The sequence below is a fragment of the Synechococcus sp. CBW1107 genome, from assembly GCF_015841355.1.
In the GTDB taxonomy this organism is placed as follows: domain Bacteria; phylum Cyanobacteriota; class Cyanobacteriia; order PCC-6307; family Cyanobiaceae; genus Regnicoccus_A.
The window spans coordinates 494,113-509,080 of record NZ_CP064908.1; the positions used below are offsets into that span (position 1 = coordinate 494,113).

A 14,968-nucleotide genomic window follows, 5' to 3' on the forward strand; every position below is an offset into this window, starting at 1 on the left:
CGAGAGGGTAAGCCAGCCGCTTGTACCGGGCGGAGCGGTCCACGCCCTCCATGAACGGTAGCTCCGAAAAGCAATCACCAGATCGGCGCACGCGGACGACCCTGATGCAGCAGTCGCCAGTCAGGTCATCCGGCTCCGGATCAGCCGGTCCCAGAGCGCGGTTGGGAGCAATCGGTTCGCCAGGACTGATGTCGACTGGTGGCCGCAGAGGTAGCGGGCGGCCGGGTCGGGCTGGGTGAGGGCCTGCTCGATCACGCCGGCCACGTCCTGGGGCGAGGAGGCCCCGCGATAGATCGCGTCCCAGCTCCGCTCCACCTTCCGCATCATCCCGCCATAGACCCCACAGCTCTGGGCCTGGCGCATCGATGCAGCCGTGACCTCGGGGAAGGGGGTACGGATCAGCCCGGGTTCGATCACCACCACCTCCAGCCCGAAGGCTTTCAGCTCCAGTCGCAGCGCGTCACTGAGGGCCTCGAGCGCGAACTTGCTGGCTGCGTACCAGCCCGAGCCTGGCGTCACCCAGCGACCGGCGATCGAGGAGATGTTGATGATCCGGCCTCGGCCGCGTTCGCGCATCGGCGGCAGCAGCAACTGGGTGAGGCCCATGAGCCCGAACACGTTCACATCGAAGATCGCGTGGGCACGCTCAAGGGACATGGTCTCCAGTGGCCCCACCTCCGCGAAGCCGGCATTGTTCACGAGGGCGTCGAGGGCACCGAATCGCTCCCTGACCCGATCGGCCAGGGCCTGCCGGGACTTGCCGTCGGTGAGATCGAGGGGCTCGACGATGGCCCCCCGCTCGGCCAGGGGCTGCATGAGATCAGTTCGCCGTGCCGCAGCGATCACCCGCCATCCCCGCTGGAGCAAGCGTTCGGCCGTGGCGGCACCGATCCCAGAGGAGGCGCCGGTGATCAGGACAGTACGAGATTCAGCGGCCATGGCGGTTCAGATGAGTTCAGACCAGCGGGGCGCTGTCTCGATCCATTGGCACTGGAACGGGAACGTACTGCCTCCCCGATCGTCAGGCTGCGCGGCCAGCAGTTGCAGCGGGTCCTGATTCCTGCGCGATCTACTGGTCATCGGCGTCGATTGCAACGCTGAGCGCAGCAGTTCGCTGCCTGTGGAGACTGGATTCCTGATCCCGTTGCTCAGTGGCTGACTCTCAAACAGGCAAGGCGTCGCCGAGAAGCTTCAGAGCGTGATGGGGCCGCCTGGACTGCGCAGGACGCAGTGGGGCTGACTCCAGTCGTAGTGATCCCAGACGGAGGCCGGGAGCTTGAAGTCGGAGCCGGGGAAGGCACTCAGTCGAACGCCGGTGGGCCGGGCGGAACAATAGGGGCGGCTGCCTGGCCGCTCCAGATACTGCTGGTGGTGGGTTTCGGCGAAGTAGAAGGGCTTGCCGGAGAGCAGATCGGTGGTGATCGCCGGGAAACCGGCGGCGGCGAGCTGCTGCTGGTAGTGGTCACGGCTGGCAGCGGCCAACTCGGCCTGGGCCTCCGTTGTGGTCACGATCGCCGAGCGGTACTGGCTGCCGCGATCGTTGCCCTGGGCCATGCCCTGAGTTGGATCGTGGCACTCCCAGAACAGCTTGAGCAGGTCGGAGAAGCCCACCCGGCTGGTGTCCCACACCACCCGGACCGCCTCGGTGTGGCCGGTGCGGCCGGAGCACACCTCCTCGTAGGTGGGATTGGGGGTGTGGCCGCCGCAGTAGCCCACGGCTGTGGTGATCACACCCGGCAGGCGCCAGAACCCTTTCTCGGCCCCCCAGAAACAGCCGCACCCGAAGAAGGCTTCCTCCTGGCCAGGCTGGAGAGGCGCCTGGAGAGGGGTGCCGAGCACCACATGGGTGCTGGCCGTGGCCATCGGTGTGTCGCGTCCCGGCAGGGCCTCCTCGGCAGACACGATCCTGCCCTTGGCCGCACCGGGGGCCTGGTTGAAGAGTCCGAACACGACAGGATTGCTGAGGCCTCGAGCCTAGGCAACGCGATCCGGGGCCGGAGCGGGATCCAGGGCGATGTGGTTCAGCAGGGTGGTGGTGAACGCGAAGAGCAGGAACGGCAGCGAGAGCACCAGGATCACCCCCACGCCAACCAGGGCGAAGATCGGCTTGCTGGAGCCCATCAGCGCCAGCCCCGCCGCCAGGCTCACGAAGATCACGAGCATCCAGACCAGAACCTGGCCGTAGATGTCGCCGAAGGTGAGGGTGCAGCGCAGGTTGTAGCCCTTGGGGTTCTCCATCGTCCTCGCGTGATCTGCCTCAGCTAAGCCCCTCCCCGCGGGCTTGTCTGTGCTGTTCAACAACTCGTGCGATTCAGGCCACCTGCTGCAGCCTTTCCTCCGCCTGCTCCCGCTCCCAGAGGCGCCGGTAGGTGCCGGGGACGGCCAGCAGCTCCTGGTGATGGCCCTGCTGCACCAGACGACCATCCTCCATCACCAGCACCCTGTCGCAGGCGGCGGCGGCGGAGAGCTGGTGGCTGATCATCAGGATCGTGCGCCCCTTCTCGGCGCGGATCGAATCCAGGATCTCAGCGGCCGTGTTGTTGTCGACGCTGGCCAGGGCGTCATCGAGCACCAGCAGGGGAGCTGACACCAGCAGCGCCCGCCCGAGGGCCGCCCGCTGGCGCTGGCCGCCGCTGAGGGTGATGCCCCGCTCCCCCACCAGGGTCTGGTAGCCATCGGGAAAACCGCGGATGTCGCCGGCCAGGCGGGCCTGCTGGGCGGCCGCCTCCACCCGGGCGTCGTCGGCCTCCGGGTCGCCGTAGCGCAGGTTGTCGGCCAGGGTGGCCGTGAACAGATAGCCCTCCTGGGGCACCAGGGCCACCTGACGGCGCAGGTCACCGAGGGAGAGGGCCGTGACATCGACCCCATCGAGGAACAACTGCCCCTCAGGCACCTCCACCATCCGCCCCAGGGCCCTGGCCAGGGTGGTCTTGCCACACCCCACCGGGCCCACCAGCGCCACCAGTTCCCCTTGCCGCAGCTGAAAGCTCACCTCGTGGAGGGCTTCCCGCTGGGCGCCGTCGTAGCGCACGCTCAGCCCACGGGCCTCCACAGCCCCGCGCCCGGCCCTGGCCGGGGCCTGGGGCACGGGCGGTGACACCACCCTGGGCTGACGCGCCAGCAGCTCCTCCACCCGCTCCAGGCTCACCTGGCCGGTCTGGAAGGTGTTGAGGGTGAAGCCCAGCAGGGCGGTGGGGAACACCAGCCGCTCCACGAACAGAATCAGGGCCACCAGATTGCCGATGCTGAGCCGGCCGCTCTCGAGCTGGCCACTGCCCAGGGCCAGCAACAGCAAGAGGCTGATCGAGGAAATCCCCTCGAGCAGGGGGAAGAGCGTGCTGCGGGTTCGTGCCAGGGAAAGCGCCGCATCGCGGTAGCGGCCGTTGCGGCTGGCGAAGGCCTCCTGCTCGTGGTCCTCCTGCCCGTAGATCTTGATGGCGCTGATGCCGGAGAGATCTTCCTGAATGAGATCGCTGAGGCTGCCGAGGGCCTCCTGCTGGCGCCTCTGCTGGCGCATCATCCGCCCACCGAACAGGCGCACCACCACCAGCATCACCGGGTAGAGCCCCACCGCCGCCAGGGTGAGGGCGGGGTCGATCGCCAGCATCGCCGGCAGGGTGAGGGCATAGGCCAGAGCGGTGTTGGAGAGGCTGAGCACGGCGAAGCCCAGCAGCCGGCGCACGTTCTCCACATCACTGGTGGCCCGGCTGATCACCTCACCGCTGCCGGTGGCCTGCACCCAGCCGGGCTCCTGGCGCAGCATGTGATCGAACAGGCGCTGGCGCAGGTTGGCCTCCACCTGCCGGCCGACGCCGAACACGAGCATGCGCGACAGCTGGCGGGCACCCGCCATCACCGTGGCGAGCAGCACGATCACCCCGGCATGTCGCAGCAGCGTCGATGAGGAAAAACCGTCCTGGAGGTCGTCGATGACGCCTCTCACCAGCAGCGGAATACTGACGCTCAGCAGGTTCACCACCACCAGGGCCGTGACACCGAGGTACACCTCACGCCTGTGGGGGCGGAGGTAGCGCCAGATCAGGCCCAGACGAATGGCGGCCATGATGCGGAGCAGATGGACCCAACCTAAGGATTCGCCCCATGGCCTCGTCCGATGGCTCCGCCTCCCCCTCCCAGGCCCATCCCCTCTATGCCACCGACCGGGACCTGGTGGACGGCCTGCTGGCGGCCCGGGAGCCGAGCGACGGCCAGCTGGTGGACCTGGCCCGGCTGCTCAACCGCTACGACGGCTTCCCCGGCGCGGAGGACCTTCAGGACGACCTCCGCAAGACCCTGCGGCTCTGGGGCCTGAGCCTGGAGGAGCTGCAGCGCCGCACCCGCGCCATCTGGGCGCAGGGCTACAGGCCCGGAGCAGTGGTGGGCGCCGAGGCGGTGGGCAGCGGCTTCGACACCTCCTCGACCGAGGGGTAACGAACCGTGAGCAAGGGCCGGATCAAGCCCGGGGAGTAGCGCGGCGGAGCGCTGTGGCGAGAGATAGTGGAGGGAGCCTCATCACCCGGCCCGGCGTGCCCTGCACCCGGGTTTTTTTCTGACCGGGCCTCCACCCTCGTTCCTCTCGCCCCGATGGCTGCCCCCTCCCCCTGGCCGACTCTGCTGGAGCAGCTGCTGCAGGGTCAGGCGCTCTCGGAGCCCCAGGCCACGGCCTTGATGCAGGGCTGGCTGGCGGGGAGCCTGGAGCCCGAACTCACCGGGGCCCTGCTGGCGGCCCTGCGCTGCAAGGGGGTGAGCGGCGAGGAGCTCTCGGCGATGGCGCGGGTGCTGCGGGAGGCGTCCTGCCTGCCCGGCGAGCGCCCGCCCCTGAAGCTGGTCGACACCTGCGGCACCGGCGGCGACGGCGCCGACACCTTCAACATCTCCACCGCCGTGGCCTTCGTGGCCGCGGCCTGCGGCGCCACGGTGGCCAAGCACGGCAACCGCAGTGCCAGCGGCAAGGTGGGCTCCGCCGATGTGCTCGAGGCGATCGGCCTCAACCTCACGGCCGATCCCCGCACGGTGGTGGCCGCCCTGCCCGGCAGCGGGGTCACCTTCCTGTTCGCCCCGGGATGGCATCCGGCCCTTGTGGAGCTCGCCCCCGTGCGCCGGCGCCTGGGGGTGCGCACCGTCTTCAACCTGCTCGGACCGCTGGTGAATCCCCTGCGGCCGGAAGCGCAGGTGCTCGGGGTGGCCAGGGCCGACCTGCTGGAGCCGATGGCCGATGCCCTCGCCCGCCTGGGACTGGATCGGGCGGTGGTGGTGCATGGCCATGGCGGCCTGGATGAGGCCTCCCTGGCGGGAGTCAATCACCTGCGGCTGGTGGAGGGGGGCCTGGTGTGGGCCATGGAGGTCGACCCCCAGCAGCTGGGGCTGGAGCTGGCCCCCCTCTCCGCGCTGGCGGGCGGGGATCTCGAAACCAACCGGCGCATTCTCGAAGCGGTGCTGCGCGGGCAGGGCAGCACCGCCCAGCGGGAGGTGGTGGCCCTGAATACGGCTCTGGTGCTCTGGGCCGCCGGACTGGCGGACTCAGTGGAGGCCGGACTGGAGCAGGCCCTCGTGGCCCTCAGCGGGGAAGCCCCCTGGCAGCGACTGGAGCAGCTCAGGGCCGCGCTGGAGGCGCCGCCGCCCGTCAGCTGAGCGTCGCCTGCGGGATGATCGGGACACTCGACACTCTCCCCTTGAGCGCTGCAGCCCCCGCTCCGGCCAGCACCACCGAGTCCGCCAGCGGCCGCCCGGCCGCCAACGAGGCCGTGCTGGTGCTGGCGGATGGCACCCTGCTGCGGGGCACGGCCTTCGGGGCGCGCGGCACCGTCATCGGTGAAGTGGTGTTCAACACCGGCATGACGGGGTACCAGGAGGTGATGACCGATCCCAGCTACTCCGGTCAGCTGGTGACCTTCACCTATCCGGAACTGGGGAACACCGGTGTCAACCCGGAGGATCAGGAGGCCGATGCCCCCCATGTGCGCGGCGTGATCGCCCGCCAGCTGGCGCCCATCCCCAGCAGCTGGCGCAGCCGGGGCGACCTGCCCAGCTGGCTGGCCTCCCATGGGGTGGTGGGCATCGCCGGGGTGGACACCCGCGCCCTGGTGCGCCACCTGCGCGAGCGGGGGGCCATGAACGGCGTGATCAGCAGCGATGGCACCGCCCCCCGCGAGCTGCTGGAGCTGGTGCGCCGCAGCCCCTCGATGGAGGGACTCAACCTGGCCGTGCGGGTGACCACCCCGAGCGCCTACCCCTGGCAGCAACTCAGCGCCACCGGCTTCGATCAGCGCCGGCAACCGTCGCCCGAGCGGCCCTATCGGGTGGTGGCGATCGATTTCGGCATCAAACGGGCCATCCTCGAGCGACTCACGGCCCATGGCTGCGCCGTCACGGTGCTTCCTGCCAGCAGCACCCTCGCCGAGGTGCTGGCGCTTGAGCCGGAGGGGGTCTTCCTCTCCAACGGCCCGGGCGATCCGGCGGCGGTCACGGAAGGCATCGCCCTGGCCAGGGATCTGCTCGAACGCGTCGATCTGCCGGTGTTCGGCATCTGCCTGGGCCACCAGATCCTGGGGCTGGCCCTCGGTGGCAGCACCTTCAAGCTGGGATACGGCCACCGTGGTCTGAACCACCCCTGCGGCGGCGACGGACTGGTGGAGATCACCAGCCAGAACCACGGCTTCGCGCTCGAGGCCAGCTCACTGCCCGGGGAGCTGGTGGAGATCACCCACCACAACCTCAACGACCGCACCGTGGCGGCCCTGCGCCATCGCCATCAGCCGGTGTTCGGCGTTCAGTACCACCCCGAAGCCAGCCCCGGCCCCCACGACGCGGACCACCACTTCGGCCGGTTCGTGCGCCTGATGGCCGAGCGTCGCCCCTGAACCTGTGGGTCAGAGGTGAACCCGCACCGATACCTGCTTACACTTCAGCGTCTTCATTCCCCGCGAGGGCTGGAACGATTCCTGAACTGCACCGGTTGACCGTATCTCTGCGGGGCGGCTTCGAGCGACGGGAGGAGTGTCTGCTGTTCAGCTTCACCGGCCAGCTCGACGCCTACTCCGACAAGCAGTTCCGCGATTTCATCACCGAGCACCGCGGGACCGACAAGCGGGCGGTGCTGCTGGATCTCACCCACATCGATTTCATCGATTCCTCCGGTCTGGGGGTGCTGGTGCAGCTGGCCAAGCAGTGTGCCGATGACAAGGTCGGCTTTGTGATGGTGGGCAATGCCCGCGTGATCCAGACGGTGAAACTGGTGCGGCTGGAGCAGTTCCTGCACCTCCAGCCCGATCTGAACACGGCCCTGGCCGCCCTTGCCAAACCCTGATCACGACGGCCGGGCCTGGTTGCGCCAGATCCAGCCAGATCCCCGGCACCGTCTCCAGCCCGAGACCCTCGGCGCCCTCCAGCTCGCCTGGCTGGGGGACGCGGTGTGGGAGCTCCACCAGCGCCTGCGCCACTGCCATCAGGCGGGCCGCCCCGAGGAGCTGCACCAGGCGGTGGTGGCCCGGGTGCGGGCCCAGGCCCAGGCCCGGGCGCTGCAGCGCCTGGAGCCGCTGCTGGATGACCGGGAGCGCGACCTGGTGCGCCGCGGCCGCAACCGGGCCGGCCGGGGACCTCGCGGCGGTGATCCGGCCAGCTATGGCCGTGCCACGGGATTTGAGACAATGGTGGGCTGGCTCTTTTTGCGGAATCCCGAGCGGCTTGCCCAGCTTCTGGATCATCTGGACGAGACCGACCTTTCTGACCCTTTGCCGAGCGACCCATGAGCCAACGTTTTGAGCGCCGCAGGCCCAAGGGTGCCGGTTCCGGTGATCGCCCCACCGGGGGAGCCAGGGGAGGCAAACCCTCCCGCTTCGGCGGGCCCCGTCCCGAATGGCGCGACTCCGGTGGTGGCGGTCGCGAGGGGCGTGAAGGGCGCGACGGCCGTGAGGACCGCCCCAGGGACAGCCGGGGTGGCTACCGCCCGGACGCCCCCCGGCGTGAAAGCTTCCAGCGTCCCCAGGGGGAGGGCCGCCCTGCCGGCCGCCCCACCCGCGTGATCGGCGCCCGCCCCGCGGCGCGGCGTTTCGACGACCAGCGTCCGGGAGCGGGCCGCCGGCCTGAGGGCCGCTTCGAGGGCAGGCCCGAGCGCCGCCCGGAGGGCCGCCCCGAAGGACGTCCCGAAGGACGTCCCGAGGGCCGTGATCAGGGCCGCCGGCCCAGCTTCAGGGCACCCCGCTTCAGCCGACCCGATGGCGACAGGCCCCGCTTCCAGCCGGGTCGTCCCCCCGCCCGCCCGTCCCGATTCAGCGAGCCCGAAGCCCCGGGTCCTGAGGCCAGCGGCAGCTCCGAGCGTTTCGGCGCCGAGCCCGCCGACGACCTCGTCTGGGGCCGTCACCCGGCCCAGGCCGCCCTGGAGGGGGATCGTCCGATCCACCGGATCTGGTGCACCCCGGAACTGCGCTTCGCCCCACGCTTCCTGCAACTGCTGCGCGATGCCAAGGCCAACGGTGTGCTGGTGGAGGAAGTCACCTGGGCGCGCCTGGGCCAGATCAGCGGCGGCGCCGTGCACCAGGGGATCGTGCTGCAGGCCGCAGCGGCGGAAACCCTGGATCTGGCCAGCCTGATCGACGGCTGCAGCACGATCGGCGAAGCACCGCTGCTGATGGCGGTCGACGGGCTCACCGATCCCCACAATCTGGGAGCGATCGTGCGCAGCGCCGAGGCCCTCGGCGCCCATGGCCTGGTGCTGCCGCAGCGGCGCAACGCGGGCCTCACCGGCTCGGTGGCCAAGGTGGCGGCCGGGGCCCTGGAGCACCTGCCCGTGGCCCGGGTGGTGAACCTCAACCGCTCGATCGAGCAGCTCAAGGACGCGGGCTACCGCGTCGTGGGACTGGCCGAGGAAGGCAACGTGAGCCTGATGGAGGCCGATCTCGATGGCCCCCTGGTGGTGGTCACCGGCTCGGAGGCCCAGGGCCTCTCGATGCTCACCCGCAAGCACTGCGACCAGTTGATCCGCATCCCCCTGCGCGGGGCAACCCCAAGCCTGAACGCGTCGGTGGCCACGGCCCTGCTGCTCTACGAGATCGCCCGGCGGGGCTGGATGAAGAACATCAGCGGCAACGCCCCGGCACCGCGGCTGGTGCGGCCCCAGGTGCCCACCACCGCGGCCGCCAGCAGCATCCCGGCCGTGGCCCCCGATCAGGAGGCCGTCCAGGAGGAGCCGGTCCAGACGGCCACGGCAGGCGAGGACACCACGACGACCGTCGCCGCCGAACCAGCGCCGGAGACCACAACCCCGGAGACTGACGCCTGCGGCGATCCAGCTCCTCAGGCGACCGTCGAGATCCAGGACCTGATCGAGGAGCTGGTCGAGCAGATCGACGAGGAGGAGATTCAGGAGGACAGTCAGGACCGGATCCAGGACGGGACTCCGGAGGCGGCTCCAGAGGCGGCTCCGGAGGACCAGCCTGCCGAGCTGGAGCTTCAGGTGGCCCTCCCCGAAGCCATCGAGCTGACCTTCACGCCCCCCACCGGCTCGCCCTTCCAGGGGGACATCCGCCTGTGAGTCCACGGCATCGGCCCGTGGCGAATTCCGCAAAAAACCTGGGCCCTTCGATCGGCACAATGGTGCGGTTCGCCAAGGTTCGATGAACCCCTTGATTCGGCTGCTCAGAGGCATGGCCAACGGTCTTGGGGTGGCCTGGTGGGCCCGGGTGGAAACCCAGGAGCCGCATGTCATCTACTGGTTCGGGCCCTTCGTGCGCCGGGGGGATCTGGAGGCGAAACTTCCTGTTTTTCTCGATGATGTCAACAGCGAGCAGCCGGGCTCGATCGAACACGAACTGATGCAGGTCCGCCGCGGTGAACCCCTCACCGAAGACCTGGAGCCTGGCTGATAGCGTCGCTCGATGAAAGGCAGGGGCTGATGGGGATCGCCGAGTGGCGTGGGCGACTGGAGCGCGGCGAGGTGTCGGCCCGGGAACTCACCGACCAGCATCTGGCCCGGATCGAGGCCGTCGAGGGCACGCTCCATTCCTTCCTGGAGGTCACAGCGGAGCGGGCCCGCGCCGATGCCGACCGCATCGATGCCGCCCGTGCCGCCGGTGAATCGCTGCCGCCCCTGGCGGGAATCCCCCTGGCCATCAAGGACAACCTCTGCACCAAAGGCATCCGCACCACCTGCTCCAGCCGGATGCTGGAGCACTTCGTGCCGCCCTATGAGTCCACCGTCACCGAGCGGTTGTGGCAGGCCGGCGGAATCCTGATCGGCAAGACCAACCTCGATGAGTTCGCCATGGGCAGCTCCACCGAGACCTCCGCCTTCGGACCCAGCCGCAACCCCTGGGACCCCGAGCGGGTACCGGGCGGGAGCTCCGGCGGCAGTGCCGCCGCCGTGGCCGCCGGCGAATGCGTCGCCTCCCTCGGATCCGACACCGGCGGCTCGATCCGCCAGCCGGCCGCCTTCTGCGGGGTGGTGGGCCTCAAGCCCACCTACGGGCGGGTGAGCCGCTGGGGCCTGGTGGCCTTCGCCAGCTCCCTCGATCAGGTGGGACCCTTCAGCACCAGCGTGGCCGATGCCGCCGAGCTGCTCCAGGTGATCGCCGGTGAGGACCGCCGTGATGGCACCTGTCTCAGGGCTCCCGTCCCCGACTACAGCGCCGCCCTGCAGGCACCCGTGAAGGGCCTGCGGGTGGGGCTGGTGAAGGAGTGCTTCGAGGCCGACGGTCTCGATCCCCAGGTGAAGTCCTCGGTGCTGGCGGCCGCCGCCCAGCTCGAAGCCCTCGGCTGCGAGCTGGTGGAGGTGAGCTGCCCCCGCTTCAACGACGGCATCGCCACCTACTACGTGATCGCCCCCTCGGAGGCCTCAGCCAACCTGGCCCGCTACGACGGTGTCAAATACGGCTACCGCTCCGAGCAGGCCGGCAGCCTGGCGGAGATGACGGCCCGCAGCCGCGCCGAGGGCTTCGGAGATGAGGTGCAGCGCCGCATCCTGATCGGCACCTATGCCCTCTCGGCCGGCTACGTGGATGCCTACTACAAGAAGGCCCAGCAGGTGCGCACGCTGATCCGCCGCGATTTCGATGCGGCCTTTGGTGCGGTGGATGTGCTGCTCACACCCACCTCTCCCACCACCGCTTTCCGCTTCGGCGCCCACGCCGAGGATCCCCTGGCGATGTACCTGGCCGATCTGCTCACCATCCCGGCGAACATGGCCGGCCTGCCGGCGATCAGCCTGCCCTGCGGCTTCGACGACGGCGGCCTGCCGATCGGCCTGCAGCTGATCACCGGCGTGCTCGAGGAGCCCCGCCTGCTGCAGGTGGCCCACCACTACGAGCAGGCCGCCCGGGTGATGGACACCAGGCCCACCGCCGCCCTGGTGCCCTGAGTCAGCCGCCGGCTGACACCACATCTGGTGGCCGGTAACGTGGCAACACCCCGTGGTGGCGTCCGACGCCCGAGCCCTTGGCCTTCGTCCCCCTCCACAACCACAGCGACTACAGCCTGCTGGATGGCGCCAGCCAGCTGCCGCAGATGGTGGAGCGGGCCGTGGAGCTGGGCATGCCCGCCCTGGCGCTCACCGATCACGGCGTCATGTATGGCGCGATCGAGCTGCTGAAGCTCTGCCGGACGGCCGGCATCAAGCCGATCATCGGCAACGAGATGTACGTGATCAACGGCTCGATCGATGATCCCTGGGTGAAGGGCGAACGCCGCTATCACCTGGTGGTGCTCGCCAGGAACGACACCGGCTACCGCAACCTCGTGAAGCTCACGAGCCTCAGCCACCTGCGCGGCATGCGCGGCCGCGGCATCTTCGCGCGGGCCTGCATCGACAAGCAGCTGCTGGAGCAGCACCGCGAAGGGCTGATCCTGGCCACCGCCTGCCTGGGCGGCGAGATTCCCCAGGCGATCCTCAAGGGCCGACCCGATGTGGCCCGCGATGTGGCCCGCTGGTACCAGCAGCGCTTCGGAGCCGACTTCTACCTGGAGATCCAGGACCACGGCTCGCCCGAAGACCGGATCGTGAACGTGGAGCTGGTGCGGATCGCCCGGGAGCTGGGCATCGAGCTGATCGCCACCAACGACGCCCACTACCTCAGCAGTGCCGATGTGGAGGCCCACGACGCCCTGCTCTGTGTGCTCACCGGCAAGCTTGTGACCGACGAGAAGCGGCTGCGCTACACGGGCACCGAATACATCAAGAGCGAAGCGGAGATGGGACGCCTCTTCGCCGATCACCTCGAGCCCGAGGTGGTGGCCGAAGCAATCGCCAACACCGCGGCGGTGGCCGAGAAGGTGGAGGCCTACGACATCCTTGGCCGCCAGCAGATGCCCCGCTTCCCGATCCCCGACGGGCACACGGCCGTGAGCTATCTGGCGGAGGTGTCGGAGGCTGGGCTGCGCCAACGGCTGCACCTGGGCAGCCACGATCCGATCGATCCGCTCTATGGCGAGCGGCTGGCCTTCGAGCTCCAGGTCATGGAGCAGATGGGCTTCCCCACCTACTTCCTGGTGGTGTGGGACTACATCCGTTTCGCGCGGGAGCAGGGCATCCCGGTGGGGCCGGGCCGGGGGTCGGCCGCCGGCTCCTTGGTGGCCTATGCCCTGGGCATCACCAACATCGATCCGGTCAGCAACGGGCTGCTGTTCGAGCGCTTCCTCAACCCCGAGCGCAAGTCGATGCCTGACATCGACACCGACTTCTGCATCGAGCGCCGCGGGGAGGTGATCGAGTACGTCACCCAGCGCTACGGCGAGGACAAGGTGGCGCAGATCATCACCTTCAACCGGATGACCTCGAAGGCGGTGCTCAAGGATGTGGCCCGCGTGCTCGACATCCCCTACGGCGATGCCGACCGTCTGGCCAAACTGATTCCCGTGGTGCGGGGCAAGCCCGCCAAACTCAAGGAGATGATCGGCCCCGAGTCGCCGGCACCGGAGTTCCGCGAGAAGTATGAAAACGATGCCCAGGTGCGCCGCTGGGTCGACATGGCCCGGCGCATCGAGGGCACCAACAAGACCTTCGGCGTTCATGCCGCCGGTGTGGTGATCGCGGCTGAACCACTCGATTCACTGGTGCCGCTGCAGCGCAACAACGACGGCCAGGTGATCACCCAGTACTTCATGGAAGACGTGGAGGCGATGGGGCTGCTGAAGATGGACTTCCTCGGCCTCAAGAACCTCACGATGATCGACAAGACCCTCGATCTCGTGGAGCAGTGCAGCGGTGAGCGCCTTGATCCCGACGACCTGCCCCCCTGCGATGACGACACCTTCGCCCTGCTGGCGCGCGGCGACCTGGAGGGCATCTTCCAGCTCGAATCCAGCGGCATGCGCCAGATCGTGCGCGACCTCAAACCCTCCTCGCTGGAGGACATCTCCTCGATCCTGGCCCTCTACCGGCCGGGTCCGCTGGATGCCGGCCTGATCCCGAAATTCATCAACCGCAAGCATGGCCGCGAAGCGATCGATTTCGCCTGCCCGGCCCTGGAGCCGATCCTGAAGGAGACCTACGGGATCATGGTCTACCAGGAGCAGATCATGCGCATTGCCCAGGATCTGGCCGGCTATTCCCTCGGAGAAGCTGATCTGCTGCGGCGGGCGATGGGCAAGAAAAAGGTGTCGGAGATGGAGAAGCACCGCAGCCAGTTCGTGGAGGGAGCCACGGCGCGGGGGGTGAGCGCCGCGGTGGCCGAAGCGCTGTTCGAGCAGATGGTGCTGTTCGCTGAATACTGCTTCAACAAGAGTCACTCCACCGCCTACGGCGCCGTGACCTATCAGACGGCCTACCTCAAGGCCCATTACCCCGTGGCCTACATGGCCGCCCTGCTGACGGTGAATGCCAGCAGCACCGACAAGGTGCAGCGGTACATCGCCAATTGCCAGGCCATGGGCATCGAGGTGATGCCCCCTGATCTCAATGCGTCCGGCATCGATTTCACCCCGAAAGGAGAGAAGATCCTCTTCGGACTCTCGGCGGTGCGCAACCTCGGCGATGGCGCCATTCGCCAGCTGCTGGAGGCCCGCGTCCAGGACGGTCCCTTCGCCTCCCTGGCCGACCTCTGCGACCGGATCCCCACCACGCTGATGAACCGGCGGGCGCTGGAGTCGCTGATCCACTGCGGTGCCCTCGATGGGCTGGAGCCCAGTGCCAACCGCGCCCAGCTGATGGCCGACCTCGATCTGGTGCTCGACTGGGCCAGCTCCCGCGCCAGGGACCGCGCCAGCGGCCAGGGCAACCTGTTCGACCTCTTCGCCAGCTCAGGATCGGACGCCGAAACCCCCGGTGTCGTATCGGCCCCGGCCCTTCAGAGCACCGCGCCGAAGGCGGCCCCGGTGGCCGACTATCCCCCCAAGGAGAAACTGCGCCTGGAGAAGGACCTGGTGGGCTTTTACCTCTCGGATCACCCCCTGCGCCAGCTGGCACGGCCGATCCGGATGCTCTCGCCGATCAGTCTCGGGCGGCTGGAGGAGCAGGCCGACAAGGCTCGCGTCAGTGTGGTGGCGATGCTGCCGGAGGTGCGCCAGGTGACCACCCGCAAGGGCGATCGCATGGCCGTGCTGCAGCTCGAGGACCTCAGCGGCAGCGCCGAGTGCGTGGTGTTTCCCAAGGCCTACGCCCGCCTCAGCGACCACCTGATGGTGGATGCGCGGCTGATGATCTGGGGATCGGTGGACCGCCGAGACGATCGGGTGCAGCTGATCCTGGATGATTGCCGCGCCATCGACGACCTCGATGTGCTGCTGGTGGAGCTGATGGCGGATCAGGCCAGTGACATCACCGTGCAGCACCGCCTGAGGGAGTGCCTGGTGCGGCACAGGCCGGAGCAGGAGGAGGCCGGTGTGCGGGTGCCGGTGGTGGCGAAGGTGCAGCTTCATGACGAAGCCCGTTACGTGCGCCTCGGCCACCAGTTCTGCGTGCGCGACGGCGCCGCGGCCCTGAACACCCTCACCGAAGCGGCCTTCACCGCCAGGCTGCACTCGGCGCTGCAGAACGCCTGAG

13 protein-coding genes are annotated in these 14,968 nt (G+C 69.0%); 9 read left to right on the forward strand and 4 right to left on the reverse strand.

The window, feature by feature from the left end:
• Window positions 1-120: 120 nt before the first annotated feature.
• The 4 genes from I1E95_RS02600 to I1E95_RS02615 all read right to left on the reverse strand — a co-directional run bounded on the left by I1E95_RS02600 (window position 121) and on the right by I1E95_RS02615 (window position 4,063).
• Window positions 121-939, reverse strand: coding sequence for an SDR family NAD(P)-dependent oxidoreductase (locus I1E95_RS02600; protein ID WP_197165212.1), 819 nt, complete (start codon window positions 937-939; stop codon window positions 121-123).
• Between the two features lie 252 nt (window positions 940-1,191).
• On the reverse strand, window positions 1,192-1,950 hold the full coding sequence (gene msrA, locus I1E95_RS02605; protein WP_197165214.1) for a peptide-methionine (S)-S-oxide reductase MsrA: 759 nt from the start codon (window positions 1,948-1,950) through the stop codon (window positions 1,192-1,194).
• A 24-nt stretch (window positions 1,951-1,974) separates the two neighbouring features.
• Window positions 1,975-2,238: a hypothetical protein gene (locus I1E95_RS02610; protein WP_197165216.1), complete on the reverse strand. Its 264-nt coding sequence runs from the start codon at window positions 2,236-2,238 to the stop codon at window positions 1,975-1,977.
• A 73-nt stretch (window positions 2,239-2,311) separates the two neighbouring features.
• On the reverse strand, window positions 2,312-4,063 hold the full coding sequence (locus I1E95_RS02615) for an ABC transporter ATP-binding protein (RefSeq protein WP_197165218.1): 1,752 nt from the start codon (window positions 4,061-4,063) through the stop codon (window positions 2,312-2,314).
• 38 nt (window positions 4,064-4,101) lie between these two features.
• Here I1E95_RS02615 and I1E95_RS02620 point away from each other — a divergent pair, with 38 nt between their 5' ends.
• The 9 genes from I1E95_RS02620 (at window position 4,102) to I1E95_RS02660 (ending at window position 14,967) form a co-directional block, all read left to right on the forward strand.
• The gene (locus tag I1E95_RS02620; RefSeq protein ID WP_197165220.1) at window positions 4,102-4,431 is read left to right on the forward strand and encodes a DUF3288 family protein; all 330 of its coding nucleotides are present in this window, start codon (window positions 4,102-4,104) and stop codon (window positions 4,429-4,431) included.
• Window positions 4,432-4,584: 153 nt separating this feature from the next.
• Window positions 4,585-5,631 (forward strand): anthranilate phosphoribosyltransferase, encoded by a 1,047-nt coding sequence (gene trpD, locus I1E95_RS02625; protein ID WP_197165222.1) that lies wholly within the window; start codon window positions 4,585-4,587, stop codon window positions 5,629-5,631.
• 14 nt (window positions 5,632-5,645) lie between these two features.
• Entirely contained in the window at window positions 5,646-6,860 is a 1,215-nt protein-coding gene (carA, locus tag I1E95_RS02630; RefSeq protein WP_231594813.1) for a glutamine-hydrolyzing carbamoyl-phosphate synthase small subunit, read from the forward strand.
• 95 nt (window positions 6,861-6,955) lie between these two features.
• Entirely contained in the window at window positions 6,956-7,306 is a 351-nt protein-coding gene (locus I1E95_RS02635) for an STAS domain-containing protein (protein ID WP_197165224.1), read from the forward strand.
• A 19-nt stretch (window positions 7,307-7,325) separates the two neighbouring features.
• The gene (locus tag I1E95_RS02640; RefSeq protein ID WP_197167025.1) at window positions 7,326-7,748 is read left to right on the forward strand and encodes a ribonuclease III domain-containing protein; all 423 of its coding nucleotides are present in this window, start codon (window positions 7,326-7,328) and stop codon (window positions 7,746-7,748) included.
• A complete protein-coding gene (rlmB, locus tag I1E95_RS02645; RefSeq protein WP_197165226.1) occupies window positions 7,745-9,529 on the forward strand; it encodes a 23S rRNA (guanosine(2251)-2'-O)-methyltransferase RlmB in 1,785 nt (594 codons plus the stop codon). Before I1E95_RS02640 ends, rlmB begins: the two co-directional genes overlap by 4 nt.
• An 82-nt stretch (window positions 9,530-9,611) precedes the next feature.
• Entirely contained in the window at window positions 9,612-9,860 is a 249-nt protein-coding gene (locus tag I1E95_RS02650) for a DUF1816 domain-containing protein (protein WP_197165228.1), read from the forward strand.
• A gap of 29 nt (window positions 9,861-9,889) precedes the next feature.
• Window positions 9,890-11,350, forward strand: coding sequence for an Asp-tRNA(Asn)/Glu-tRNA(Gln) amidotransferase subunit GatA (gene gatA, locus I1E95_RS02655; RefSeq protein WP_197165230.1), 1,461 nt, complete (start codon window positions 9,890-9,892; stop codon window positions 11,348-11,350).
• A gap of 77 nt (window positions 11,351-11,427) precedes the next feature.
• Window positions 11,428-14,967: a DNA polymerase III subunit alpha gene (locus tag I1E95_RS02660; RefSeq protein ID WP_197165232.1), complete on the forward strand. Its 3,540-nt coding sequence runs from the start codon at window positions 11,428-11,430 to the stop codon at window positions 14,965-14,967.
• Window position 14,968 lies beyond the last annotated feature (1 nt).